The 25,892-nt window shown below is 42.9% G+C and carries 22 protein-coding genes; 16 read left to right on the forward strand and 6 right to left on the reverse strand.

Annotated features, from left to right (window positions below; translation table 11 throughout):
- The first annotated feature begins 477 nt into the window (after nt 1-477).
- The 9 genes from V7K32_RS06335 (at nt 478) to V7K32_RS06375 (ending at nt 10,370) form a co-directional block, all read left to right on the forward strand.
- Complete coding sequence (locus tag V7K32_RS06335; RefSeq protein WP_442938701.1) at nt 478-2,511, forward strand: phosphodiester glycosidase family protein; 2,034 nt, start codon at nt 478-480, stop codon at nt 2,509-2,511.
- Nucleotides 2,512-3,000: 489 nt separating this feature from the next.
- Nucleotides 3,001-3,420 carry a cupin domain-containing protein gene (locus tag V7K32_RS06340; protein WP_118168994.1) on the forward strand — a complete coding sequence of 140 codons (420 nt, stop codon included), beginning with the start codon at nt 3,001-3,003 and terminating at the stop codon, nt 3,418-3,420.
- A gap of 228 nt (nt 3,421-3,648) precedes the next feature.
- Nucleotides 3,649-3,978 (forward strand): HesB/IscA family protein, encoded by a 330-nt coding sequence (locus tag V7K32_RS06345; RefSeq protein WP_334991488.1) that lies wholly within the window; start codon nt 3,649-3,651, stop codon nt 3,976-3,978.
- Nucleotides 3,979-4,125: 147 nt separating this feature from the next.
- A complete protein-coding gene (rpsL, locus tag V7K32_RS06350; protein ID WP_334937366.1) occupies nt 4,126-4,512 on the forward strand; it encodes a 30S ribosomal protein S12 in 387 nt (128 codons plus the stop codon).
- Between the two features lie 574 nt (nt 4,513-5,086).
- Nucleotides 5,087-5,557 (forward strand): 30S ribosomal protein S7, encoded by a 471-nt coding sequence (rpsG, locus tag V7K32_RS06355; protein WP_094331156.1) that lies wholly within the window; start codon nt 5,087-5,089, stop codon nt 5,555-5,557.
- Nucleotides 5,558-5,696: 139 nt separating this feature from the next.
- Complete coding sequence (fusA, locus tag V7K32_RS06360; protein ID WP_334991326.1) at nt 5,697-7,775, forward strand: elongation factor G; 2,079 nt, start codon at nt 5,697-5,699, stop codon at nt 7,773-7,775.
- A 23-nt stretch (nt 7,776-7,798) separates the two neighbouring features.
- Entirely contained in the window at nt 7,799-9,028 is a 1,230-nt protein-coding gene (gene tuf, locus V7K32_RS06365; protein ID WP_334991328.1) for an elongation factor Tu, read from the forward strand.
- A gap of 179 nt (nt 9,029-9,207) precedes the next feature.
- On the forward strand, nt 9,208-9,525 hold the full coding sequence (gene rpsJ / locus V7K32_RS06370) for a 30S ribosomal protein S10 (protein WP_017320518.1): 318 nt from the start codon (nt 9,208-9,210) through the stop codon (nt 9,523-9,525).
- Between the two features lie 197 nt (nt 9,526-9,722).
- The gene (locus tag V7K32_RS06375) at nt 9,723-10,370 is read left to right on the forward strand and encodes an LON peptidase substrate-binding domain-containing protein (RefSeq protein WP_334991329.1); all 648 of its coding nucleotides are present in this window, start codon (nt 9,723-9,725) and stop codon (nt 10,368-10,370) included.
- Between the two features lie 186 nt (nt 10,371-10,556).
- Here the strand turns inward: V7K32_RS06375 and pheA are convergent, their stop codons facing one another.
- Nucleotides 10,557-11,432: a prephenate dehydratase gene (gene pheA, locus V7K32_RS06380; protein ID WP_334991331.1), complete on the reverse strand. Its 876-nt coding sequence runs from the start codon at nt 11,430-11,432 to the stop codon at nt 10,557-10,559.
- A gap of 439 nt (nt 11,433-11,871) precedes the next feature.
- On the opposite strand from pheA, the gene V7K32_RS06385 reads away from it, so the two are divergent.
- Complete coding sequence (locus tag V7K32_RS06385) at nt 11,872-12,726, forward strand: class I SAM-dependent methyltransferase (protein ID WP_334991333.1); 855 nt, start codon at nt 11,872-11,874, stop codon at nt 12,724-12,726.
- 183 nt (nt 12,727-12,909) lie between these two features.
- On the forward strand, nt 12,910-13,497 hold the full coding sequence (locus V7K32_RS06390) for a DUF1997 domain-containing protein (protein WP_334991335.1): 588 nt from the start codon (nt 12,910-12,912) through the stop codon (nt 13,495-13,497).
- Nucleotides 13,498-13,505: 8 nt separating this feature from the next.
- Here V7K32_RS06390 and V7K32_RS06395 read toward each other — a convergent pair whose 3' ends face one another.
- From V7K32_RS06395 to V7K32_RS06410, 4 genes are all read right to left on the reverse strand, one after another.
- On the reverse strand, nt 13,506-14,162 hold the full coding sequence (locus V7K32_RS06395; RefSeq protein WP_334991337.1) for a ribonuclease HII: 657 nt from the start codon (nt 14,160-14,162) through the stop codon (nt 13,506-13,508).
- An 8-nt stretch (nt 14,163-14,170) separates the two neighbouring features.
- Entirely contained in the window at nt 14,171-16,342 is a 2,172-nt protein-coding gene (locus V7K32_RS06400) for an Rne/Rng family ribonuclease (RefSeq protein ID WP_334991339.1), read from the reverse strand.
- A gap of 808 nt (nt 16,343-17,150) precedes the next feature.
- A complete protein-coding gene (locus V7K32_RS06405) occupies nt 17,151-19,829 on the reverse strand; it encodes a TIGR03960 family B12-binding radical SAM protein (RefSeq protein WP_334991341.1) in 2,679 nt (892 codons plus the stop codon).
- A 148-nt stretch (nt 19,830-19,977) separates the two neighbouring features.
- Nucleotides 19,978-20,307, reverse strand: coding sequence for an STAS domain-containing protein (locus tag V7K32_RS06410; RefSeq protein WP_334991343.1), 330 nt, complete (start codon nt 20,305-20,307; stop codon nt 19,978-19,980).
- Between the two features lie 459 nt (nt 20,308-20,766).
- On the opposite strand from V7K32_RS06410, the gene V7K32_RS06415 reads away from it, so the two are divergent.
- A complete protein-coding gene (locus tag V7K32_RS06415) occupies nt 20,767-20,970 on the forward strand; it encodes a hypothetical protein (RefSeq protein WP_100899826.1) in 204 nt (67 codons plus the stop codon).
- Between the two features lie 319 nt (nt 20,971-21,289).
- On the opposite strand, the gene V7K32_RS06420 is transcribed toward V7K32_RS06415, so the two are convergent.
- Nucleotides 21,290-21,634 (reverse strand): hypothetical protein, encoded by a 345-nt coding sequence (locus V7K32_RS06420; RefSeq protein ID WP_334991490.1) that lies wholly within the window; start codon nt 21,632-21,634, stop codon nt 21,290-21,292.
- A gap of 301 nt (nt 21,635-21,935) precedes the next feature.
- Here V7K32_RS06420 and clpS point away from each other — a divergent pair, with 301 nt between their 5' ends.
- The 4 genes from clpS to V7K32_RS06440 all read left to right on the forward strand — a co-directional run bounded on the left by clpS (nt 21,936) and on the right by V7K32_RS06440 (nt 25,838).
- Entirely contained in the window at nt 21,936-22,217 is a 282-nt protein-coding gene (clpS, locus tag V7K32_RS06425; RefSeq protein ID WP_334815609.1) for an ATP-dependent Clp protease adapter ClpS, read from the forward strand.
- A 71-nt stretch (nt 22,218-22,288) separates the two neighbouring features.
- Nucleotides 22,289-23,128 carry a CPBP family intramembrane glutamic endopeptidase gene (locus V7K32_RS06430; protein ID WP_334991345.1) on the forward strand — a complete coding sequence of 280 codons (840 nt, stop codon included), beginning with the start codon at nt 22,289-22,291 and terminating at the stop codon, nt 23,126-23,128.
- 311 nt (nt 23,129-23,439) lie between these two features.
- Nucleotides 23,440-25,635 carry an Hsp70 family protein gene (locus V7K32_RS06435; RefSeq protein ID WP_334991347.1) on the forward strand — a complete coding sequence of 732 codons (2,196 nt, stop codon included), beginning with the start codon at nt 23,440-23,442 and terminating at the stop codon, nt 25,633-25,635.
- Complete coding sequence (locus V7K32_RS06440; RefSeq protein WP_334991349.1) at nt 25,632-25,838, forward strand: hypothetical protein; 207 nt, start codon at nt 25,632-25,634, stop codon at nt 25,836-25,838. The genes V7K32_RS06435 and V7K32_RS06440 overlap by 4 nt, the downstream gene beginning before the upstream one ends.
- The last annotated feature ends 54 nt before the right edge of the window (nt 25,839-25,892 follow it).

The raw sequence follows: 25,892 nt of genomic DNA on the forward strand, positions 1-25,892 counted from the left end.
TTTAATTTAGTGTGGGCTGCTGTACCCTTTTAATTACGAATTACGAATTACGAATTAGTAATTATTTAGTTATCCCGATCCAGCAATAAAATCAGCGTATTACAATATATACCCATTTGACAATTCCCAAATATTGTTGTCTAGAGTTTTGCCGCTTATCAGTTGGCACATGTATTACTATTAACTAGACCTTACTGAATTAGCAACGTTCAGTCAGGATTAAATATATTAATCCAGTTTTGATAATCAAAACTACCGTGTATAGTGTGGTTAGAATTAGTGCCAGTTAAAACACTTGATTGCAGTGGCTTTAGCGTCTATATAAATTGATTGGCGTTTAAAAGAGACAGCTAGCCAATATATAGAATATCATGTTTTTTCCAAAATAAACTCATGTTTTTTTTATATTTCCAAATAATTAGTTAGTTTATACCTTGGCTGATAGTTTTCCAAAAAACGTAAGAAATTATGGTAAAAATGCCGAATTATGGACAATCAGGGAATAGCGATCGCAAAGCCAAGGTCAAAGGCGATCGCAGATTTTTCTGGGCTACTGTGTCACCATTATTTTTAATAACACTATGCTTAACTACTACCTGTACTACCAACGCCCAATCAATACCCAGGCTGATCTCCCAGTCACCTGTACCTGCTTTAACAGGCGTACTATCCTCTGGTAATCAAATTTCCCTCAATGGTCGTACTTTACCAGCAACATGGTTCCAGCGACCTGGAAAAGCTGGTCGGATTACAACTCATCTGAGTGATGGGGCATTTAGGCAGTTAATTGGAGTAAATTTCTTAAACAGTAGTAACTCAGCAAGGCAACCAATACAGTGGTTTTCATCGGTGATAAAGCCACAGGTTTTATCCACCAAGCTACTAGGCGCATATCGCTATTTGGATATTACTAATTTTGCTCAAACATCTGGATGGGAAATCCGAACCAATGACAACATTTTGGTGATTGCTACCCCAAAAGCACAAATTACAAATATTGTTCAGAGCCAGCAACCTCCAGAGGCGAGTGTTACTCCTTTGCAACAGGCTCGCATTCTTGTTGATTTAGATCGTCCAACACCCTGGCAAGTTGCACAAGGGTCAGCGATCGCAAAACCCCAAACTCCATCTTCTGACCCAGACACACCAACCCCAAAACCGACTACACCGGCAAATCGAGAGTGGACAATTACCCTGGATGGAATAGCTGATCCCCTTTTGATAGAACGCTATACCCGAATGCCACCAGCAGCACCACCAACATTGCTGCCAAACTTGCTCAAACAATTATTACCAGTTACACCAACACAACCAATACCAGCAGCCCCAGCCCCTGAACCACTGATTCAACAAGTGGAGGTGGTGAAAAACCAAACCATAATTAGTCTGAGCGTTCCTTTTGGTCTATCGCCTCAAGTTAGTACTGTAGATAACCCCAATCGCTTGATTATCGATATTCGACCCGATCCCCTAGAAGAAAGAGATATTAGTTGGGCTCCTGGATTGCGCTGGCGACAGCATTATGTCAACTTAGGCACAGAACGCTTCCCGGTGGTCTGGTTAGAAGTTAATCCCCGTAAATTTGGGCTAACGTTGAAACCTATGTGGGCTAGTCCTGATGGGCTTGCGGGTACTGCTCCCTTAATTCAAACAGCACAACGTTACTTAGCAGTAGCTGGAATTAACGGTGGTTATTTTAACCGCAATAACAGATTCCCCTTGGGTGCAATTCGTCGGGATGGTCAGTGGTTATCAAGCCCCATTCTCAACCGTGGTGCGATCGCTTGGAATGATTCTGGCCAATTTTACTTCGGTCGTCTCACCTTAGAAGAAACTTTAATCACAGCAAATAACCAGCGCCTACCAATTCTGTATCTTAACAGTGGCTACGTCCAGAGTGGCATTGCTCGTTACACCCCAGCTTGGGGATCAACTTACACGCCCTTGACGGATAACGAAATTATCCTAGTCGTACAGAAAGACCAAATTACTCAACAATTACCAGGCGGCAAAATTGGTGAGACGGCCGTTCCCATTCCCCAGGATGGCTACCTACTAACCTTACGCGCCAACGCTGCTAGTGCTGCCTCACAGCTACCGATTGGAACCGCAGTAAGTATTTCTAGCGCCACTACTCCGGCTGATTTTAGCCGTTATCCCCAGATTATCGGAGCAGGTCCTTTATTAGTCCAAAATCGTCAAATTGTCCTCGATGCCAAAAGCGAACAATTCAGCAATGCCTTTATTGCCGAAAAGGCTATTCGTAGCGGTATTTGCACAACAGCAACAGGCACATTGATGATTACTGCCATACATAATCGTGCAGGCGGTTATGGCCCTAATTTGGCAGAACATGCCCAATTGCTGCAACAGATGGGCTGTGTGGATGCCCTAAATTTGGACGGAGGTAGTTCTACCAGCCTTTACTTAGGAGGACAACTACTCAATCGCTCACCTAGTACAGCTGCTCGTGTTCATAATGGAATTGGTATTTTCTTGAAACCACGATAATGAGGGAGTAGGGATTCGGGGAACTAGAATTATGTCTCCCCTCTCCCGTGATATGGGAGAGAGGCTGGGGCTGAGGGAAAAGATTTAAGCCAAAATTGGGATGCTCCCGATGAGGGAGATGAGGGGATAACTCCAAACTCCAAACTCCAAACTCCAAACTCCAAACTCCAAACTCCAAACTCCAAACTCCAAACTCCTAACTCCAAACTCCAAACTCCTAACTCCTAACTCCAAACTCCTAACTCCTAACTCCAAACTCTTAATGCCCAATCTTTCTTAAAGATTAGAACAAGCTGTAATTTTGCTTGATGAAGACTTGGTGTAGATGCCAGAATTTCAGTAGTGATGATTTACACCGTCACGTTTGATTTTGCTATCTTTATCAAGGTGCGACAAAATTGCTGATTTCCAAAGTTGCAAGATAGCGCCAGATTTTTATATCAATAGTAAGAGTACCAACGGTTTGTTATGTCTCCAAATGAGGTAACTATGGCTCGATATCAAGAAACTACACAGACTGAAACTCTACATCTACCTTCAATTATCACATCCAAAGGCGTTGCTGCAACTGAGTTACGTCCTTGGGGTGCTTTTACAGTTTTGGAAGAAGGGCGCGGATACAAAATCAAGCGCATCGAAGTTAAGCCAGGACACCGCCTCAGTCTACAAATGCACCACCACCGCAGCGAACATTGGATTGTCGTCTCTGGTACAGCTAGGGTAACTTGTGGCGAGAGAGAAGTACTACTGAGCAATAATGAGTCAACTTATGTACCCCAATGTACATCTCATCGTTTAGAGAATCCTGGCGTAATCCCTTTGGTGTTAATTGAAGTCCAAAATGGCGAATACTTGGGAGAAGATGATATTATTCGCTACCAAGATGACTATGCCCGTACTAAGGATTAAAGCTCTAATCTAAAAACTCAATACATTTTTGTGCAAACCAGCTTTTGGAACCACTGCACCCCAGAAGTCCCTACCTAGTTAAGGTGGGGACTGAAGCATGTTGTGCTATAAATGTAGTAATAGCGATCGCACTCATAGCTTCGATGATTTGGAATTTTCAAGAAGCTAGGATTAACCCATCTGTCTGTAAAATGAAGATGGGGTCTTCAATTGCAAAAAACGAGTTCCATGATTCATCTGAGTCTTGCAGCCGCCAGTGAAATTGGGCGAATAAAGTCCAAGCAGCAGCCAAATGTCTTGTTTCGATTGGCAGTAAAACCAGGTGGTTGTTCCGGGTTATTTTATGATATGTCCTTTGATGAAGCAATAAAAGTCGGCGACCAGGTTTTCAACTTAGATGAGATTCAAGTAGTCATAGATGCCGCAAGCTTAAATTACGTCAACGGTTTGAGGGTGGATTATTCAGAAGACTTAATGGGTGGTGGTTTTCGCTTTCACAACCCCCAGGCGATCGCAACCTGTGGCTGTGGTAATTCATTCTCCACAACTAGTCAATAGTCCTTAATTAGCGATCGTTTACCAATAACAAAGGAAAAATGACCAAGTAATTAAGGAAAAATTACAATTGACATAAACCCGTAAAAAACGATATAATTAGGATTTGTTAAAACTTAGACATATAAGCAGCTTTACGCGCTGTAACTCATGCCAACAATACAGCAGCTAATACGTAACGAGCGCGAACAAGCGCGTCAGAAAACCAAGTCCCCGGCTCTGAAACAATGCCCCCAACGTCGGGGAGTTTGTACCAGAGTATACACGACCACACCAAAAAAGCCGAACTCAGCTCTACGTAAAGTAGCAAGAGTCAGACTTACCTCTGGATTTGAAGTCACAGCTTATATTCCAGGTATTGGTCACAACTTACAAGAACACTCAGTTGTGATGATTCGTGGCGGTCGGGTTAAGGATCTACCAGGCGTGAGATACCACATTATTCGTGGCACCTTAGATACAGCCGGAGTCAAAGACCGTAAACAAGGGCGTTCCAAGTATGGAACCAAGCGTCCGAAAGCAGCAGCGAAAAAATAGGATTAGACGATTAATCGCACCCAACACGGTTAATCGTCTACCTGAAAAACGCTCAAGGACAAAAAAACTATCAGGGTCTGTGTTCTCACAGCAGTTATGAAAGCTGCTCAAGTTTAAAAAAAAATCAAGCAAGCTACACCTACACTGAGCGAGCAAGTGTAGAAGTTCTGAGGAGAAAGCTGTAACCCACAGCAGAATCTAATCTGAACATTAAGATTTAGAATCTTTTCGCCTTGAGTATTTAGTTGCAGGTAGCAAGTCAATGAATTTTAGATTTTAGACTTCGACTAGGCTCAGTCCTTCGACTTCGCTCAGGAAGCATCGAACGATTTGCAATTTTGGATTGGTCGAACCCACAAGGGGATGAGACTTACAGACTTTTGATTTTTTCCAATCCTTGTGGTCGGAACGTCTACCAAAAACTCTAATCCAAAATTGGCAGTCAATAGGTCAGCCCTGCTGTAACAGTCGAAAACAAAGTTGAAAAAGTCTGAGGGTTGGGTTCCACAGCTTTTAGTTTCCGGTCTCTGATAGCATATAATTTCGTTGCCAAATTCCGAATTAAAGGTGAAGTATGTCTCGTCGTGGTGTTATTCAAAGGCGCCCAGTCCCGTCTGACTCTGTATATAACAGTCGCCTTGTGAGCATGATTATCAGGCGAATCATGCGTCATGGCAAAAAATCACTTGCCGCACGAATTGTTTATGAAGCATTGAAAACTATTGAGGAACGCACTGGTAACGGTGCTTTAGAAACCTTTGAAAGAGCAGTGCGAAATGCCACGCCTTTAGTAGAAGTAAAAGCTCGGCGGGTTGGTGGAGCAACCTACCAAGTACCAATGGAAGTGCGTACAGAACGGGGTACTACCCTAGCACTGCGTTGGTTAGTGCAATATTCCCGGTCTAGACCAGGGCGGACAATGGCAAGCAAACTGGCAAATGAATTAATGGATGCTGCCAATGAAACAGGCAATGCAATTCGGAAACGCGAAGAAACGCACCGGATGGCGGAAGCTAACAAAGCATTCGCACACTATCGTTACTAAGTAGAAAAGCGATATATCGCCCTCCAGAAGCGGTATATCGGATGATTTACAAAAAGCAGACGGTTTTCCCTAAAAGTATAGAATCTTAACAAAGAGTAATATACAAGATATCATGAGGCAAAAACTATAGGAGGTAGCTGTGGCACGCACGATCCCGCTAGACAAAGTACGCAACATTGGTATTGCGGCGCATATAGATGCGGGCAAAACAACAACAACAGAGAGAATATTATTTTACTCTGGGATAATTCATAAAATTGGCGAAGTTCATGAAGGAACTGCCGTCACAGACTGGATGGAGCAGGAGCGGGAGCGGGGAATTACCATTACTGCGGCTGCTATCAGTACCAGCTGGAAAGATCATCAAATTAACATTATCGATACTCCGGGTCACGTAGACTTCACAATTGAAGTTGAGCGTTCCATGCGCGTGTTAGATGGCGTAATCGCAGTATTTTGTTCTGTGGGCGGCGTGCAACCGCAGTCTGAGACAGTGTGGCGGCAAGCAGAGCGCTACAAAGTACCTCGGATCGCCTTTATCAACAAAATGGATCGCACCGGAGCGAACTTTTATAAAGTTCACGAGCAAATTCGCGATCGCCTGCGGGCAAATGCGATCGCTATTCAATTACCAATTGGTAGTGAAAACGACTTCCAAGGGATCGTTGACCTAGTAGGGCAACGTGCGTATATTTACGCCAATGACCAAGGAACCGATATCCAGGAAACCGATATCCCCGAAGAATTGCAAGCGCAGGTAGACGAATTCCGCACCAAGCTCATAGAAGCCGCAGCAGAAACCGACGATGCTCTGATGGCTAAGTACTTCGAGGGCGAAGAACTTACAGAGCAGGAAGTTCGGACTGCCCTGCGTAAAGGCACAATTGCGGGAACAATTGTACCAGTACTTTGTGGTTCAGCATTCAAAAACAAAGGCGTGCAGTTGATGCTGGATGCCGTTGTAGATTACCTGCCAGCGCCAAGTGAAGTACCGCCAATTCAAGGCTTACTGCCCAATGGCGATACTATTGAGCGGCGGGCTGATGACAACGAACCCCTAGCAGCTTTGGCATTCAAAATTATGGCTGACCCTTACGGTCGCCTAACATTTGTTCGCGTTTATTCTGGTGTCCTGAAAAAGGGCAGCTACGTTCTCAACGCTAGCAAGAATAAAAAAGAACGGATTTCCCGCTTAGTTCTAATGAAGGCAGATGATCGGCAAGATGTCGATGAACTGCGAGCGGGTGATTTAGGAGCAGCTCTGGGATTGAAAGACACCTTGACAGGTGACACCCTCTGTGATGATGGATCGCCAGTAATTCTGGAATCCCTATTCATTCCTGAGCCTGTAATCTCGGTGGCGGTTGAACCCAAAACCAAGAACGACATGGACAAACTGTCCAAGGCTCTGCAATCTCTCTCAGAAGAAGACCCCACCTTCCGCGTCCGCGTCGATCCCGAAACAAACCAAACCGTGATCGCCGGAATGGGAGAGCTACACCTAGAAATTCTAGTAGACCGGATGTTACGAGAATTCAAGGTGGAAGCGAATGTAGGTGCGCCACAAGTAGCTTACCGAGAAACAATTCGGAAAGCTGTGAACAAAGTTGAGGGCAAATTCATCCGCCAAAGTGGTGGTAAAGGTCAATACGGTCACGTTGTGATCAATTTGGAGCCTGGAGAACCCGGTACTGGCTTTGAATTCGTTTCCAAAATTGCTGGCGGTACAGTACCTAAAGAGTACGTTGGCCCCGCAGAACAAGGGATGAAAGAAAGCTGCGAATCCGGTGTTCTAGCTGGATATCCGTTGATTGACGTTAAAGCGACGCTAATTGATGGGTCATACCACGATGTAGACTCTTCAGAAATGGCCTTCAAAATCGCTGGTTCAATGGCGATGAAAGAGGCTGTGCTGAAAGCTTCACCTGTCATCTTAGAGCCTATGATGAAAGTTGAAGTTGAAGTTCCTGAAGACTATATGGGCAACGTCATTGGCGACCTCAACACCCGCCGAGGGCAGATTGAAAGCCAAAGCACGGAAAAGGGACTTGCTAAGGTAACATCAAAAGTTCCACTGGCGAGCATGTTTGGCTACGCCACTGATATCCGGTCAAAAACGCAAGGTCGGGGTACCTTCACGATGGAGTTCAGCCACTACGAAGAGGTTCCTCGCAGCGTAGCTGAAACTATCATTGCAAAAAGCAAAGGGAACGCTTAGTTAAAATAAGGAAATGAGCATTCATGGCACGCGCAAAGTTTGAAAGGAATAAACCCCACATTAATATCGGTACAGTTGGCCACGTTGACCACGGTAAAACTACCTTGACAGCAGCCATCACCATGACCTTGGCAGCTATGGGTCAGGCTATAGCTAAGGGCTACGACCAAATTGATAATGCCCCAGAAGAAAAAGCCCGGGGTATTACCATCAATACTGCTCACGTAGAGTATGAAACCGAAAGTCGGCACTATGCTCACGTAGACTGTCCAGGACACGCTGACTATGTGAAGAACATGATCACCGGTGCTGCCCAGATGGACGGAGGAATCCTGGTAGTTGCTGCTACCGATGGTCCTATGCCCCAAACCCGCGAACACATCCTGTTGGCAAAACAGGTAGGCGTTCCCAGTCTGGTTGTCTTCTTGAACAAAGAAGATTTGATGGATGACCCAGAACTTTTGGAACTGGTAGAACTAGAACTGAGAGAACTGTTAAGCAGCTATGATTTCCCTGGTGACGACATCCCCATCGTCAAAGGCTCTGGTCTGCAAGCTCTAGAAGCAATGACCAAAAATCCCAAGACCAAACGCGGTGAAAATCCTTGGGTAGACAAAATCTACGAATTAATGGATGCTGTAGATTCTTACATCCCCACTCCTGAGCGGGATGTTGATAAACCCTTCCTGATGGCTGTAGAAGACGTGTTCTCAATTACAGGTCGTGGTACTGTCGCCACTGGTCGGATTGAACGGGGTATAGTCAAAGTTGGCGATAACGTTGAACTAGTGGGTATCAGAGATACTCGCGCCACTACCGTAACTGGTATTGAAATGTTCAAGAAGAGTCTCGACCAAGGTATGGCTGGGGATAACGCTGGCGTACTACTCCGGGGTATCCAGAAGGCTGATATTGAACGGGGTATGGTCATCGCCAAACCTGGTTCGATTAAACCTCACAATGAATTTGAAGGTGAGGTTTATGTCTTAACAGAAAAAGAAGGTGGTCGTAAGACTCCATTTTTCGCTGGCTACCGTCCCCAGTTCTACGTGCGGACAACCGATGTAACTGGTACTATCAAAGCCTACACCTCTGATGATGGCAAAGAAGTAGAAATGGTGATGCCAGGCGATCGCATCAAGATGACAGTAGAATTGATCAACGCGATCGCTATTGAACAAGGAATGCGCTTCGCTATCCGCGAAGGTGGCCGCACCATCGGTGCTGGTGTCGTCTCCAAAATTATCAAATAGCACCTTTTCGCTCATAACAAAGGAGCAGAGATGGTATAATTCCTCTCTGCTCCTTTCTCTTCCCTCTATAAATAAGGTAATAGGTTACAGGGGACAGGTAATAGTTTTCTGTAACCTTTAACCTGTAACCTTTTACCTGTAAATATTCCCCTAATTACGCAGAACCTGGAAAATTAAAGATGGCAACTCTACAGCAGCAGAAAATTAGAATTCGCTTACAAGCTTTTGACCGACGCTTATTAGACACATCTTGCGAGAAGATTGTAGATACAGCTAACCGCACAAATGCTACAGCCGTAGGCCCAATTCCTTTACCAACAAAACGCAGGATCTATTGTGTGCTGCGATCGCCTCACGTAGATAAAGATTCACGGGAACACTTTGAAACCCGTACTCATCGCCGGATTATTGATATTTACCAGCCCTCTTCTAAGACTATAGATGCCCTGATGAAATTGGATCTACCATCAGGTGTAGATATCGAAGTCAAACTTTAATTTAGTCATTGGTCATTAGTCATTAGTCATTAGCAAAGGAAAAATGACAAATGAGATTAGTATGAATTTTTACATTGCCCTGAAGAAATATATCTCAGGGCTTTTATTTAGCTAGGAAACAAATGATAGAATGTAAATGAAGTACGGGAAAAGCAGAGAAAAATTATTTTTAAGATTAAGTTTATACCAAAGTAACAATGACATCATCTTCTAAAATTGCAGTTCGTGAACTACCTCTGTTCCCGTTACCCGAAGTAGTTCTGTTTCCTACCAGACCATTGCCTTTGCACATCTTTGAATTTCGCTACCGAATCATGATGAACACGATTTTGGAGAGCGATCGCAGGTTCGGTGTTTTGATGGTCGATCCTGTTAAAGGTACAATTGCAAACACTGGTTGCTGTGCGGAAATCGTTCATCACCAACGGCTGCCAGATGATCGCATCAAGATGTTGACTTTAGGGCAGCAAAGATTTCGGGTATTAGAGTATGTTCGGGAAAAGCCATATATGGTTGGCTTAGTTGAGTGGATTGAAGACCAACCACCAGCTAAAGATTTGCGACCTTTATCAACTGAAGTAGAACAACTACTGCGAGATGTTGTGCGTCTATCAGGCAAATTAACCGAACAAAATATCGAACTGCCAGAAGATTTACCTGACCTACCAACAGAGTTATCTTATTGGGTAGCGAGTAATCTTTATGGTGTCGCCGCAGAGCAGCAGTTATTGCTAGAAATGCAAGATACTACAACTCGTCTTGAGCGGGAAGCAGAAATTTTAACCTCTACTCGGAATCACTTGGCGGCTCGCGCTGTTCTTAAAGACACGTTTAATGAAAAGTGATGAGTTAGGATTTAGGAGTTAGGAGTGAGGAGTTAGGAGTTAGGAGTTAGGAATAAATAACAAAAAAATAAAAGATTGGCAACTTATAATTTATATTCCCTCTACCTGATAACTAATAACTGATAACTCCTAAATCCTAACTAATAATTCTTAACTTCTAACTCCTAACTCCTCACTCCTAACTTATCAAGTAAGAGCGCTGATTGGCAAAAGATTGTAAGCGCCAAGAATTTTTAAAATTTCTGTGTGCATAGTCAATTCTGCTAAAGCAGATTGCATTTGTGCTTCCTTGGCATCCGCTTCTAAATCCATGAAAAACAAGTATTCGCCAAGCGATCGCTTCGTCGGACGAGATTCAATCCGGCTGAGGTTAATTCCTAGTTGAGCAAATATTTGCAAAGGTTTGAGCAATGCTCCGGGTGTATTGGCAGGCATACTAAAAGCCAGTGATGTGTGACTGGTAGGCACTTTTGATACCTGATATCCAGCGTCAACTTCACCCTGACTTACTACCCAAAAACGAGTACAGTTTTCTGGATAGTCGTTGATGCCACTAGCAAGTATCGGCAGGTTGTAGAGTTGCGCTGCTCTACTAGAAGCGATCGCTGCTGTTGTTGTCTCTTGCTCCAATCGCTGTAGTGCTTCGGTTGTAGAATTGGTGGGAATAATCTGTACAGTCGGGAGAAACCGCTCTAACCATCCCTGACATTGTGCCAAAGCTTGCGGGTGAGAGTAAACAGTTTTAATTTTATCTAAGCTAGACGCGCAAGAAATTAACGTATGGACAATAGGTAATACTAAGGCTAGTTGAATTTGCAAAGTGTCCAACTGCCACAGTGTATCTAGTGTCATAGTCACACTCCCTTCAATAGAATTTTCCACAGGCACAACAGCCAAGTTGGCTTGGCCATGAGCAACGGCGTGCAGTGACTGGGAGATGGTGGGATAGGGACATAGGCTAGCTTCAACTCCCATACTTTTAGTTAGCCAGTTGACATAAAAAACAGTTGCTTGTTCTGTATAAGTGCCGGGAGGCCCTAAATGTGCGATCGATAAAGTCATACCTTTAGCCTTGAGTTGCAAGTTTAATAAGTAAACAGAGATTATGATATTTTGGTTTTGGCAAATGTATCTAACATCTACTCTTACTAAACGAATAGACCGAAATATGTATCCAGGAAAATAGGTTATGGAAATCAGTCTTCTAGCAGATAAATTTCCTGGCAGTTTTTTTGCTAAATTCCTCTGAAGATTTAAGAGCAATTATATTAGTTTCTGACCAAATAACAATTCATATTCTTGATTTGGTGTCAAGAATGAAATTTTAATACCAATTCAAAAAATGTTTACGATAGATAGGGCATTCAAAATGTAGTCATAACCAGTCAGGGAAGCAACAATTTCTGGGGTAAGTAGGCGTATTAAGGGTTCAGAATTAATCGGTAATGCGATGGAGCCTGAGTTAGTGTTAAACTGAGTCGCAGTTAAAGGGGACTTGCCAATGGTTGAGCAACTTAGCTTAAACAATTACAAGCAGAAAATCGCTGATTTATACAACCAAAGAAGTCAGACCTACGACGATACCAATTGGCATTTGCAAATTTGTCGTCGTTTACTTGAATATTCACAAGTCAGTTCTGGTCATCAGATTTTAGACATTGGAACTGGGACAGGGCATCTTGTACTCGAAGCATCTCGAATTGTTGGAAATTCAGGTCGAGTCATTGGTGTAGATATTTCTGCTGGGATGCTGGAACAAGCAAGGGACAAAGCTGAAGCTTTAGATTTAGGCAACGTTGAGTTTCAACTGGCAGACGCTGAATTACTCAATTTTCCTGCCAACAGTTTTGACCGAATTTTGTGTGCCAACACATTCCCTTGGCTAGAAAACAAAGCAGCGACATTACGCCTCTGGCATCAGTTTCTTAAACCAGATGGACTGATTGGCGTTCATACTCCTGCTGAAACAGCCTATGTCGGCTATGTGGTGTTTCGGGAGGTACTTGCGAGGTACGGAGTAATGCTAGAACCGAGTAATCGCCTTGGAACATTTGAAGAGTGTCGGAAACTGTTCTTAAGTGCGTGTTTTGAAGCGGTTGAAATTAAAACTGAGCAGCACGGTAGCTACCTGAGCTTAGACAAAGCAAAAGCAGCTTGGGGCGGCAATTCTTTTCCAACCCCTGGACAACCGGAAAAACCCTTATCAAGACTTTCTGAAGCGCAGTTAGAACAAGCCAAAGCCGAATTTGAAGCAGAGTTAGAGGCGCGACAAACAGAGCAGGGCGTGTGGGATGATGTTACAACTTGGTATGTGATAGGTCGCAAGCCAAAAAATAGCATCTTACATAGTAGTTGAGCTCACCCCTAATCTATATTTATTGAACTAAAGATAGTAATAAGCGTAGCAACTTTTTGCTAGTGATGTATAGCTGATAAGCAACAATCATTTTTATGGTCAATAAATTTTGTAATTTTTTAATAATTAGATTTAATTTATTAAAAAATATTAAAATTAAGAAACAAATATTTTTATCCGCTCATGGCTACCCGGTTTACTGCCTCCCAATCGGTTGAAATCGCTGTTCCAGAGCAGCCTATTCCCATTCAGCACTACTTGCGCCAGCCTCAACGTCTAGTTAAGGCTTTGGCTGACAACAGTAGAATTGAGCAGCTTTCTGAGGAAGTATTTCGCTTGAAAATGCGTCCGTTAACTTTTATGTCATTGAGTATTCAACCTACTGTAGACATGAGAGTTTGGGCAGAATCAAATGGAATAATTAATTTGCGATCGCTAGGCTGTGAAATTCTGGGCTTCGAGTATATTAACCAGCGCTTTGCTCTCAATTTAAAAGGTCATTTGTCTCCCAAAGAGTTAAGCACTGGCACTCGCCTGCAAGGAAGGGCTGATTTAGAAGTGCTAGTGGATTTGCCACCGCCATTTTGCTTCACTCCTAAGCCAATTTTAGAAGCTACTGGCAATGCTTTGCTCAAAAGCGTGCTGTTGTCGGTCAAGCAACGGTTATTAAATCAACTTTTGGCGGATTATCGCTACTGGGTGATATCACAAACCAAAGATAGAGGAATTAGCGGTAACAGTACTGAATTGCCAATCTTGAATGCTGAGTAATTATTTAATCACTCAGCGTTCGATACTTTGATTTGGCAAGGACGAAAAGACTGACGATGTAGGGGCGAAGGCCCATATTGTTGCAAAGCCAGCAAATGCCGCTGGCTACCATAACCCTTGTTACACTCCAGGTTGTACATGGGGTATTTTAATGCTAGACGCAGTACCAGATCGTCACGCCAAACCTTAGCGACAATACTAGCAGAGGCAATAGCGAGCGATCGCTCGTCCCCCTTAATTATTGTTTGTTGCGGCAATAGCAAGTCTTTGATTGACTGATTACCATCAATCAGGCAGAGTGCAGGCTGTACCTTTAACTTCAGCACAGCCCGCTTCATTGCTAACAGCGTTGCTTGCAAAATATTTATCTTGTCAATTTCGGCAGTAGAAGCAAACCCAATTTTCCAGTCTATAGCCAGCCCACAAATCTGCTGCGCTAGCTGAGTTCTCCGAGAACTAGATAACTTTTTACTATCTTTGATTTTAGCTGCCATCAGTATTGGCAGAGCATAATCTGGTAGGATCACTGCTGCTGCCACCACAGGGCCAAATAGAGCGCCTCGCCCTACTTCATCCACACCTGCAACCAACCCTGGAATCCCTGACAAGGTAGAAAACTCCAGCCAATTGGATTGTTCCAAGGGCGTTGGCGACGTTTCTACCATAAAGCAAATTAGTTATCCTCGATCGCTGAGGAACGACGGCGGCGGCGACGGCTGGCAGTGGCGGCGCTGTTGGCATCACTTTCATCTTCGTTATCGGAAGCTTTGGCAGACAAGCTACCCGTTGGGCTAGCAGTCAACTCAGATGGTTCAGTTATCTCTTCTATCAAAGGTTTTGGTTCTGGGTCAATAACTTTTGGTATTGGTAGCTTGCTTGGGGTTATTTCAGGTGTTGCTTTTTGGACAATAGTTAATTCTGAGGTTGATTGAGTTGGAGTCGTTGGCTGCTGACCAGGTTGAATTACATTAATAATCACAGACTTGGGATTTTTAACCTCTTGCTCTAATTTCACCAAGGGAGATATTCCCATCAAAGCAAAAATATCCTGTTCCTGGAGGCTCATTTCTACAGTTCTAATCTCCGGTGGTTCTACCACTGGTTTAATTGGCTCTGCCTTGGTAATTTTAGTGCGATCTACAGTCCGATCTATAGTCCGATCTATAGTCCGATCTATAGTCCGATCTATTACAGCGCGCTCTAGTCTTTCACTCCAACCTGGTTTACTAAGGGTGGGTGAGGGAATCTCTGGTGCAACTCCTAGTTCTGGTTCAATATCAAGGTCTAAGTCTGGCTCGTTGACAAAAGCCAGTGGATTGGCTATAACCCGAGCTTCATCTTTACCGTTTAACCCATTGATGGGAATTCGACTGCGGCGAGTGCGGGTACGACGCTTATTATCATTAAGGTCTTGATAACTAGGATGATTGATCAGATTTAGGTTACCCGATTCTAGGTCACCCTCAAATGCTTCTGAAAATCCATCATAGGTTTCTCGTGGTTCTGGGATGCGGGTAGCAGGCTGACGTGGTTCTCGGTGAGGCAGGGATATAAAACGCTCACGTTCACGCTCTGGTGTTTCTGCTGGTATTGGTAATCGGTTTTCGATTTCTCCAGGCAGACGCACAGTATGTCCTAAACCGCCACAGGTGGGGCAAGTATCACCAAACAATTCGTAAATGTTTTGACCTTGGCGTTTGCGGGTCAATTCTACTAAACCCAGTTCGGTTAATTGGGCAATCTGCGGACGAGCTTTGTCTGCTTTGAGTGCTTTATTAAAGTGTTCGAGAACTTGCAGTTGATCGCGTCGTGATTCCATATCAATAAAATCAACAACGATCACCCCAGCAATATTCCGCAGACGCAACTGGCGAGCAATTTCTGTTGCAGATTCGCAGTTTGTCCACAAAACTGTTTCTCTAGCTGTTGCCGATCGCGTGAAGGAACCTGAGTTAACATCAATTACGGTTAATGCCTCTGTCGGCTCAATGATGATATAGCCTCCAGAAGGTAGGTCTACTCTCGGTTTGAGGGCTTCTCTAATGGCGGCAGTGATGCGGAAGTACTCTAAAATAGGGGAGCGATCGCGATGATGGTCAATTAACAATCCTTGTGGTGTTTGACCTCCGCTCCAGTTCTGCAAGTACTGCTTCACGCGCTTCAAACCAGTACTGGAATCTACGACAATTCGATTTACATCCGCGCCGTACATATCCCGCAATACGCGCTGAATGAAGTCATCGTCCCGGTTGAGTAGTGCTGGCGCACGGGTGGAATGCGCTTCCTGCTGAATGGCTTCCCATTGCTTTTGCAGCAATTCCAAATCTTCCATAATCGCTTCTTCGGGTTTGCCTTCTGCTTCTGTACGCACAAGCAAGCCCATTCCCGCCGGTTTGACCAAAATTGCTAGTGCTCGCAAGCGGTTGCGCTCACTTTCACTTTTAATCCGTCGGGATAAATTTACGCCTCTACCATAAGGCATCAGTACTACGTAGCGTCCGGGTAAGGTGATATTACCCGTCATCCGGGGGCCTTTTGTCCCCGTTGGCTCTTTCATTACTTGCACCAAAACTTTCTGCTGTGGTGCTAGTAATTCTGTAATTGCTGCTGCGGTACGCTTTAGCTTTAATGGTCCTAAGTCGGTGACGTGAATAAAACCGTTGCGCTCTGGGTCGCCAATATTGACAAAAGCTGCATCTATCCCAGGCAATACGTTTTCAACTACTCCTAAGTAGATATCACCTATTTGGTGATGACCCGTAGCAACAACTAATTCTTGTATTTGATCTTCAGAAAATACAGCAGCAATTTGGTGCTGCTCCGCGATGATAATTTGTTTTGGCATTCAATTTCCTCAAAATTGGCAGCACCAATAGGTCTGGAGGTTTGTTATACCTTTGTTGCCCCTGCAACCCTCAAAAGGCGCTACTGATAATAAAAATCGCAAACCTGAGCTTCTAAATTAAATAGCTATTGGCGCTCTTAAGAGCATTTTTACGGCGGATTATTCCAGAACGGCTGCATGTTTAAGCAATTAAATCAACCGTCCGTGGTTGATTTGTGATGCAATACCCTCAATAAAGAGAGTTCTTCGTTAAAAGTTCTGAATCCTGAGTGAGTTTTTAACTCAGGAAGCTTCATTTGAGAGTAACCTACTGATGTCGTTAAGAAAAAGAAACTATTTCTATTTTCCAAACGCCAGATGCTACCCTACTTTAAGCCGCGCTTTGCGCGTTGTGAACGTCTTGCAAATTTAGCTTAACCTAACCTACATTAACGCCAAAGGCGAACAACTCTAGTAGAAAAGTGGCTCACTAGCTCTTTGGCACTACTGGGGATTAAACATTCAGCAGTTGTTTAAAAAGCATGGATTTAGAGAATCTAAACGAGCCTGCTGTTAGTTACTGATTCACAAGGTAGCTATAGAGAGAGTGTGTGTTCTTTAATCTGCCTCAGTTTGTCTGGGATAAAATCCTAGAATTTGCACTCTAATATCTTTGCTTTCGCCCCCTGAACACCAGGGTAGTGAACCAGCTAATTCAATGCAGCGCCAGAAAATTTCTCTTCACCCCATTCTAACGCAACCTTGCTAAAAATCAATTCCAACGATATACCCACGTTAGGACAACTACTAGCAAGCTGCCCTACAGGGATTATACCCCTAAAGTTAGCCGATTGCGGTGGATGTGCAGGAGTTGGAATTCTCCATTAGCCACCATCCCTAGCATAAACAGGATTTGTTCAGGACGCAATAGAAAACCATCTTGGCGATAGCTACCTACATAACGGATAACAGATATAGATTCTGCAATGCTTTTGCGGGTTTCTACTAATTCCAGTTCAAACAAGCGATCGCGCAGATTTATTAACTGGCTCTTGCCTGACTTTGTTGTATGCTCGTACCACAGTTCGTCTTTTGCTTTGATGGTATCAATCCATTCTTGCCATTGTATAGGTGTTACTTCTTCAAGTGCTGCTACGGTAATTAAATATTCTGCGGTTTCTAGCAGTTGAGTCGCTGCCGGAGTTTTTAAATCTATCTGCTCCACATTATATATAGGTATGTCTGTGGGCATTTCCCGAACCAATTCTTCTCGAAAAGTATCGACTGCCATTGGTACAGTTAACTCAAAATCCGCAATTTCACCACTACTAGTAGCCCCTAAAGCCAAAGCAGTTGCTACTGAAATTCGCGGCATTGGATGAAATCCACCAGTGAAAGCGATTGGTAAGCCTGCTCGCCGCACAACTCGGTCAAACAGACGGATTAAATCTAGGTGGCTTACCAAAGCCATATTACCCTGTTTTCCAAACCAAACTCGCAGTCGTTGTAGCTTAGTTGTGTTGGGGACAAACTCGCCAGCGAACTTCGGGATGGCAGGTGATTCAATCACAATGTTATGGCCAAAGTCGGTTCCACATACGCCACAGTGAGAACAACCTTCAAAAGAGCAATCGGGTACAATTGCAGCTTCTAAGGCGCGTTGCAAGTCTTCTTTGAGCCACTTTTTGTCAATTCCGGTATCAATATGATCCCAAGGGAGGGGAGTATCGAGGGAGTGGGAAGTTAGGAGTGGGAAGTTAGGAGTTGGGAGTGGGGTATTTTCCGCATCTTTCGATCTCGTCTGATCTTGTGCGTGAAACAAATTCCATTCGCCATCTTCTACTTGGCGGTATTTCCAGTCTAGATCGGCCCCGGCGATCGCATCTCCCCAAGCGCTAAAAGCTTGATCTAAATTTTCATACCAGGAATCCATTCCTGCGCCCAATTCCCAGGCGCGGCGGACTACTGTGCTCAATTTGCGATCGCCTCGTCCCACAAAATCTTCCATTGCCGAAATGCGAACATCGGTAAAATTTACCTTCACTCCCTTTATTCGGCGGAATTCTTGCCGCAACAGGTTTTGTTTGCGTTTAAATTCAGCCGTAGAAACTGAGTGCCATTGGAATGGCGTATGGGGTTTGGGCGTAAAGTTAGAAATAGTCAGGTTAAAGTTTAGGGGTTTTCTGCCTTTGCCCCGACATTCTCGCTGTAGCCAACTGACTGTTTCCGCAATGCCCAAGATATCAACATCCGTCTCACCCGGCAAGCCAATCATAAAATACAACTTGATTTTATCCCAGCCTTGCTCCCAAGCGGTTTTCACTCCCCGCAACAATTCTTCATTCGTCAAACCTTTATTTACGATGTCTCGCATTCGCTGAGTTCCAGCTTCTGGAGCAAAAGTCAGTCCACCTTGCCGCGTACCTCCCAGGATATTGGCAATATTCTCATCAAATCTGTCTACCCGTTGGCTTGGTAGAGTCAGAGAAATATTTTCGTTTTTTAAGCGATTTTTGATTTCCATCCCCACTGCTGGTAGGGACAAATAATCAGAACAACTCAGAGATAACAAGGAAAACTCATTGTAACCAGTTGCCCGCATTCCCTGTTCAATTGCTTCTACAACCTTATCGGGTTCTACATCCCGTGCTGGGCGAGTCAGCATTCCTGGTTGACAGAAGCGACAGCCACGAGTGCAACCACGCCGAATCTCAATTGTTAAACGGTCATGCACCGTTTCTACGTAAGGAACTAACCCAATGGAATATGCTGGTATGGGAGTTGCAACCCGTCGCAGAATTCGTTTGGGCACGTCAGAGCGACAAGGTTGAACTGAGCCATCCTCTGCCATATCGTAAAACTGGGGAACATATAGGCCTGGTATCTGTGCCAAATCCAGTAATATATCTTGCCGACTCAATCCTGCTTGTTTGCCTTCCTCCAACACTAAACCAATTTCTGGCAGCAGTTCCTCTCCATCTCCAAGGGCGATAAAGTCGAAAAAGTCAGCGTAAGGCTCAGGGTTGGATGTTGCTGTTTGCCCACCAGCAAAAATCAATGGAAACTGGGATTGGAGATTTGTAAATTCTCCCCCTGTTTGTTGGCGTTCTCTCCACGTCAAGGGGATTCCAGCTAGATCCAACATTTCTAGGATATTAGTTGCACCCAGTTCGTAACTGAGGCTAAAACCTAAAATGTCGAATTCTATGAGCGATCGCTTCGACTCTACCGCAAACAATGGCGTATTAGTTTCGCGTAGTTTGGCTGCTAGGTCTTTTCCTGCGAGGTAGGCGCGATCGCACAATTGACGCGGTTGGGCATTCAGGATGTTATAGAGAATAATATGCCCTAAATTGGATGCACCAACTTCATATACTTCTGGATAAGTTAATACCCAGCGTATTTTTGCCGTATCCCAAGCTTTGTGTACTGCTAAACGCTCATTACCCAGGTAACGTCCTGGTTTTAAAATATCCGATGTTATTAATTTTTCAACTGCAACAGCCACTGTGCTATCTTCTAGCTACCTTAATTACAGCTAATCAAACCCAACATTAGCATTGAATTAGGTTTTCTAGCATAGTTTATCGTTGCAACTTATAACTCCTTTACATAAAGTCCACTTCCTACCCGAACCTTTGTGCTTTTACATAAAGTTATGTTGCAGCCAACTCAACTTCACCATCCACTATTTCAAACACCCTATCGAGTTGCGTTAATTCAAAAATAATTCTAATTGACGGAGCAACAGCCCAAAGTTGGAAACCCCTTCCTAAACTAAGAGCCAGTTTGTGTATAGATAACAATGCCATCAAACCCGCGCTGTCTAACGATTCTACTGCTGCGAGGTCTACTACCAAGATAGAAATACCACTTTGTGCTAACGCTGTAGTCATATCTCGTTCAAATTCAAAGGCGTTTGTAGCATTCAAAAAGCCTTGGGGGCGAATAACTGCAATCTTGGGATAGTTAAGAACTGCCTGCATAGTTACATCCTATTGAGAATTGTTAAAGCGTCAAGCTAAGAATTATTTGAACATAAACTCTATTTTGTTGCATCGACCATATGTCTTAGTTCTCTTTGCTGAATCTTTATTGCTTTAGCATCTCTGTTTAAAGATTGTCATAATTCCAGGTTAAAATGTAATTATCTATACTTTTTTTTTATGCTAGTTCAAAAACAATCAACTATAGACAGCCATAGAAACGACAAATCATCAGTAAGTATGCTGATCAAACTTGCTTAGTCTATAACTGAAGCTAATTTAGCCAAGTTTTAACGGTAAGTTAAATTCCTCACTTTAGCGTTGCTGACGGCATACTACATCCTCATAGCGAATTATTTCTTTAACTAATTAAAATGTGATCTATATGACCATTAGATTGCTATTTATGCTTAGATAAATTTGGAATAATTAGTATCATATAAATCTAGGTTATTACTTATGAGAACTAAGTACGCTATTCGTAAATTAGTAGAAAAGGCTCTTGACATTAAAAAATTAACTCCTGAGATAGAAAATGAAATCAACTCAGAATTGACGGAACTAGGTTATATTTCTGACGTTGACTACGAAGCTCTGGAATTATTAATGGCAGAGATGGATGCTGGTAGAATTCAGCTGGTTCCTAACTTGGGATATTCCTAATTGCTTAGGTATAGAGGTTTATTGCCTATCTATATCAATTGAATTTGATTATGGCTGAAGCAATCAAAATTTAAAGTAGGTAAAACAAGTTTTAGTAAGAGGATATTTGAAAAGTATTTTTATTAACATCAAAGGTTCAGAAACATCTTCTGTACAAGGGAATGGGGAGTAGGGAGTGGGGGGATGAGGGAGCAGGGGAGGTAAGGGGAGAATTGGGGACAAGGTGACAAGGTGACAACAGGTGAGAACTAGCAACAAGTCTTTCTCAAGAGTCCCCAAGTCCTGTTTGCAATGCCCCCAATGCCCAATACCCAAATCCCTATTGATATGCTTGCCAAAGTTGGTGAATAAACTGATTGAGTTGCTGCTTGGCGGCTGAGTCAGCTTCAGTTTTTGGTTCTTTTGCTAAAACTTGGCTCAAGAAGGTAATTACTTCTGTGTCTAATGCTGGCCGAAATAAATTGGCAGGCCAAAGCAAATCAGACGCATCTCGCAAATCTGTAATTAGTGGCGATTCTTGAATGAAAGTAACCATTAATAAAGGGCGCACCCAGCACAACTGGCGGGAAACTACAAATTGAATGACTTCTGCATACAGATTCCTGTCACCATGCTCTAAAGACACAATTTGTCCTGGTTGAAGAAAATTTAGGCTAATGTCCATCATTATGCAATTTGGGCAGGGGCAAGGATTATTTTGCAACTTCCTTAATTTTAAAAGTGAGAATGCCCTACTTTTAAAGGAAGCTTCTGTAACATTAGGGTAGCACTCTCACGGCAACGATGTCTTAAGAGATATCCCTCACAAGTGGCTACGCCAAACTAATATGACCAATCTCTGGCAGCAGAGGGTTTTATTAGCATAGTATCTGGACAGAAATACTATAGAATAGGTAAATAACTGTTAAGCGATCGCTTAACAGTTATTTTGTTGTAGTGAATTAACGAGAAAAGAGCAAAGAGCCGTGTCAGTTGAAACTATTGAAAAGCCTTCCACAACCCGTAAGCTCGCGCCTCGGTATCGCGTTTTGCTCCATAACGACGACTACAACTCGATGGAGCATGTTGTACAGTCATTAATAGCCACTGTACCTAGCCTTACCCAACCCCAAGCTGTGAGCATCATGATGGAAGCCCATACTAACGGGCTAGCTTTAGTCATTGCTTGCGCTCTGGAACACGCTGAGTTTTATTGCGAAACATTGATAAGTCACGGTTTAAGTAGCACGATTGAACCTGATGAATAGTCATTGGTTATTGGTCATTGGTCATTAGTCGAAATTTAGAGTATTGACTGGTGATTGATGATTTATTTAGTATGAAAAAAAACCTTGTCCGTTTAGCCGAACGCCCTGCCCCTATCAGGCTGGGTGGTTTTATTTTGACTTTATTGTTGCTATGGTTACCTTTGGCTACACCAATATACTTACTAGTGCATGATTCAAATTTAGAAAGTATATTGACATTGGTATTGTTATATGGAGTATTTATTTTTGTCCTGAGACTATGGGGTAAATATGTCTACCAACAGCCCCAAATTTTGGGGCATTATGGCTTAGAATTTACACGACAAAACGGTGTAGATTTACTGCGTGGCTTGGCTATAGGGATAATTAATATTCTGATCCTTTTTGGGGTAGAAAGTTTGTTGGGTTGGTTGGTGTGGCAACAACCGAAAGTTTTTTTGCTGAAAGTGATTTTAGAGGGTTTACTTGTTGGCTTGGGTATCGGGTTTGCTGAGGAATTGTTATTCCGAGGCTGGTTGTTAGATGAGTTACAACGAGATTATAGTCCGCGTGTGGCAATGTGGACAGATGCAACTGCCTTTGCTACATTGCACTTTATTAAACCTTTGGAAGCAATTATTCATACACTGCCACAATTTCCAGCTTTAGTATTGTTGGGATTAACGCAGGTATGGGGAAAGCGTTGGCGGAGGGGACGCTTGGGTTTACCAATTGGTTTGCATGGTGGTTTAGTTTGGGGTTACTACATTATTAATGTAGGTAAATTAGTGAAATATTCTGGCCAAGTTCCTGATTGGGTAACTGGTGTGAATAATAATCCCCTGCAAGGAGTGATGGGGGTGTTGTTAATGAGTGTATTGGCGTGGTGGATAAGGGGACGAACAGTTAAAAATTTGGGTGTGCTGAATTAGTAGCATTGCTGAATAACTTTGGAACCATTACATACTCAAAAAACAATAGCGGCTCTACAAAAATTTGTAGTGAATATTCGGAAATGAAATAAATTGAGGTTGTTGATACTTTATGTGTGTAAAGTATTGAAATTTAAGTAATTAACCAGTGGTTAAAGTTAATACCAGTTTGAAAATTGATTGTGATATACTGAGTTACAAAAGCGATTATCAATCACTCTTTCATATCCAAAATCAATAATGGTATAACTTATTATCAGAAAATTAATCAGTATCATAAACCTCACCATTAACCAACCCAGGAGGATGTAATGGGTAATATAGTTGGGATTGACTTAGGTACAACCAACTCTTTAGCTGCTTTTAAATTTGCCCAAGTCGAGGTAGTAACCTCTGCTGATAATACACCACCTGACCGGAAATTGACCCGTTCTGTAGTAGCTTTAACTCAAAATCATCTAGTGGCCGGTCAAGAAGCTTACAACCAATTACGAGCTGACCCGGAAAATGTGATCATTTCAATTAAACGCTTGATGGGAAGAGGTTTTGTTGACACAGAGGTACAGGAGCAATTATCTCGTTTTGGTTATAAAATTACTCAGGGAACCCATGGTACAGAAAATAGCATAGCGGTTTGGTTAAACGGTCAAGAATATCAACCAGAGGATATATCAGCAGAAATTCTCAAAAAAATTGTCCAAAACGCCCAAAATTTCCAAAGTAAGTTAGGGCAGACAAGCACTATTACAGAAGCTGTTATTACTATTCCCGCATATTTTAACGATAAGCAAAGATACGCAACTTTCACCGCAGCTCAAAGGGCTGGTTTAAATCCCCGCGAATTGTTGCCAGAACCTACAGCAGCAGCTATTTCCTATGGGTTTACACCGGATGAATCTAGTGATGTTAAAACAATTTTAGTTTATGACTTTGGTGGTGGTACGTTTGATGCCTCGCTTTTGACAGCTAGCGGTAATCAATTTATCGAACTGGGTAAAGCTGGGAACCTTTGGTTAGGAGGTGATGATATTGATCAGCAAATAATTCAGTTTGTGAAAATGCAAGTTGCACAACAAGAAGATATCGAAAGTATCGATGCATTAATTGCTAATATGCCTAATTACCAACGTCTGCGCTTTTTGGCAGATTTAAAAATTACTGTTGAGTGGGCAAAAACAGCTTTGAGTAATGCATCAAGCGTTCGCATCATTCCTCCAACTCCTTTACTGAATGAGTTAGGAATGCCGATAATGATTGATGTAGAGTTAAAGCGGGAGCAATTTGAAGAAATCATTGCTCCTTTAGTAGAACGGACTATTCCGATTTGTCACGATGCTATTCGCTACGCAGAATATACACCCGACTTGATAGATATAGTGTTGCTAGTGGGAGGTTCTTCACAAATTCCTTTGGTGCAACAAAAAGTCCGCGAGGCATTTGGTGAAACAATGGTAGTTGTTCATCCTCGTCCGATGTATGCTGTTGCGGAAGGAGCCGCAATTGTTGCAGCCGGAATGACGGAAAAAGTTGGAACAGTCTCGCGTGACTATTATATTCAACTAGTTGATGGTGCTTACAAAATTATTAGTCGTGGTGAAGTTCTACCGATTACAACTACTCAAACTTTTAAGACTGTAGAAGACGGACAACGCTTAATTCGCTTGGAATTATTTAACCGCGATGACGAGCGTCAGGTTATGGAAGCGATTGGTAAAATGTGGTTGCCTTTGTACCAGCGTTATCCCAAAGGAACTGAGGTGTTGGTAACTTTGGAGTTGGATGAGTTGCGAGGCGAATTGCAAATTACGGCGATACTTAAAAATGACCCTTCGGTGAAAGTAGGTAGTTTGTTCTCACGAGGTGGAACAGACGAAAAGATAAATGACGAAGTAGATGGAATTATCCAAGAAATTAATTCTCGCGGCTATCCAACCGATACAATTGAAGAGTTTAGCGAAAAAGTCATCCGGGTAATTCAAGCTACTAACCAAATTGTTGACCGAATCACTGGCAAAGAAAGAGAAGATTTACGTACCTCCGCTTACCAAAAGCACGCAGAATTAAAGTCTTCTATATCTATTGACCGCAAGCTAGCTACTTTTTGGGCTGATGAGTGTAATTTTCTGGCTTATACTTATGGGTTTTTATTACACCCAGAACAACAAGAAAGGTTACAAACAATTTCTACGCAATTACGTAATTCACTACATCAAAATAATATTGCGGCAATGCAAATGGGTGTGGAACAAGCAACCCAGGAAATAAATTTGCTTCCAGACGATGTTAAAAAGATTCTTGACTGTCGTGATGCTAATTTCAAAGCTAGTCGCATTTCTCCTGCACGCGCAGAAGCAATGAATGACCAAAAAGAGCGGATGGTGTCAGCACTAAGGCGTTTAGATAGGCAAGAAGCCGATCGCATTTGGTTAGAACTACTGCCCGAAATCCAATATTGGTCATATCAGCAACTACCACCAGGAAGATTTGAAACAGGGATGAGAAAATGAAAACAAAGCTTACCTGTCCGGTGTGCGATCGCCAAGAAATTGTAGATGATATTTGCCCTAATTGCGAGACTAATCTTCATCTGATGCGGATACTTGTAGAATTACCCAGCCAACCTAGAGGTGTTCCTGTTGTATTCGTAGTTTTAATCGCGATCGCCTGTTTAATTCTAGGAATACTTTGTTCACGAGTGTTTGTATATTGAAAATACCGCAGCTAGGGTCATTAAGAGTCCTAAAATAAGTATTAAGTAACATTT

This window comes from Nostoc sp., from assembly GCF_036917635.1.
GTDB lineage: Bacteria > Cyanobacteriota > Cyanobacteriia > Cyanobacteriales > Nostocaceae > Nostoc.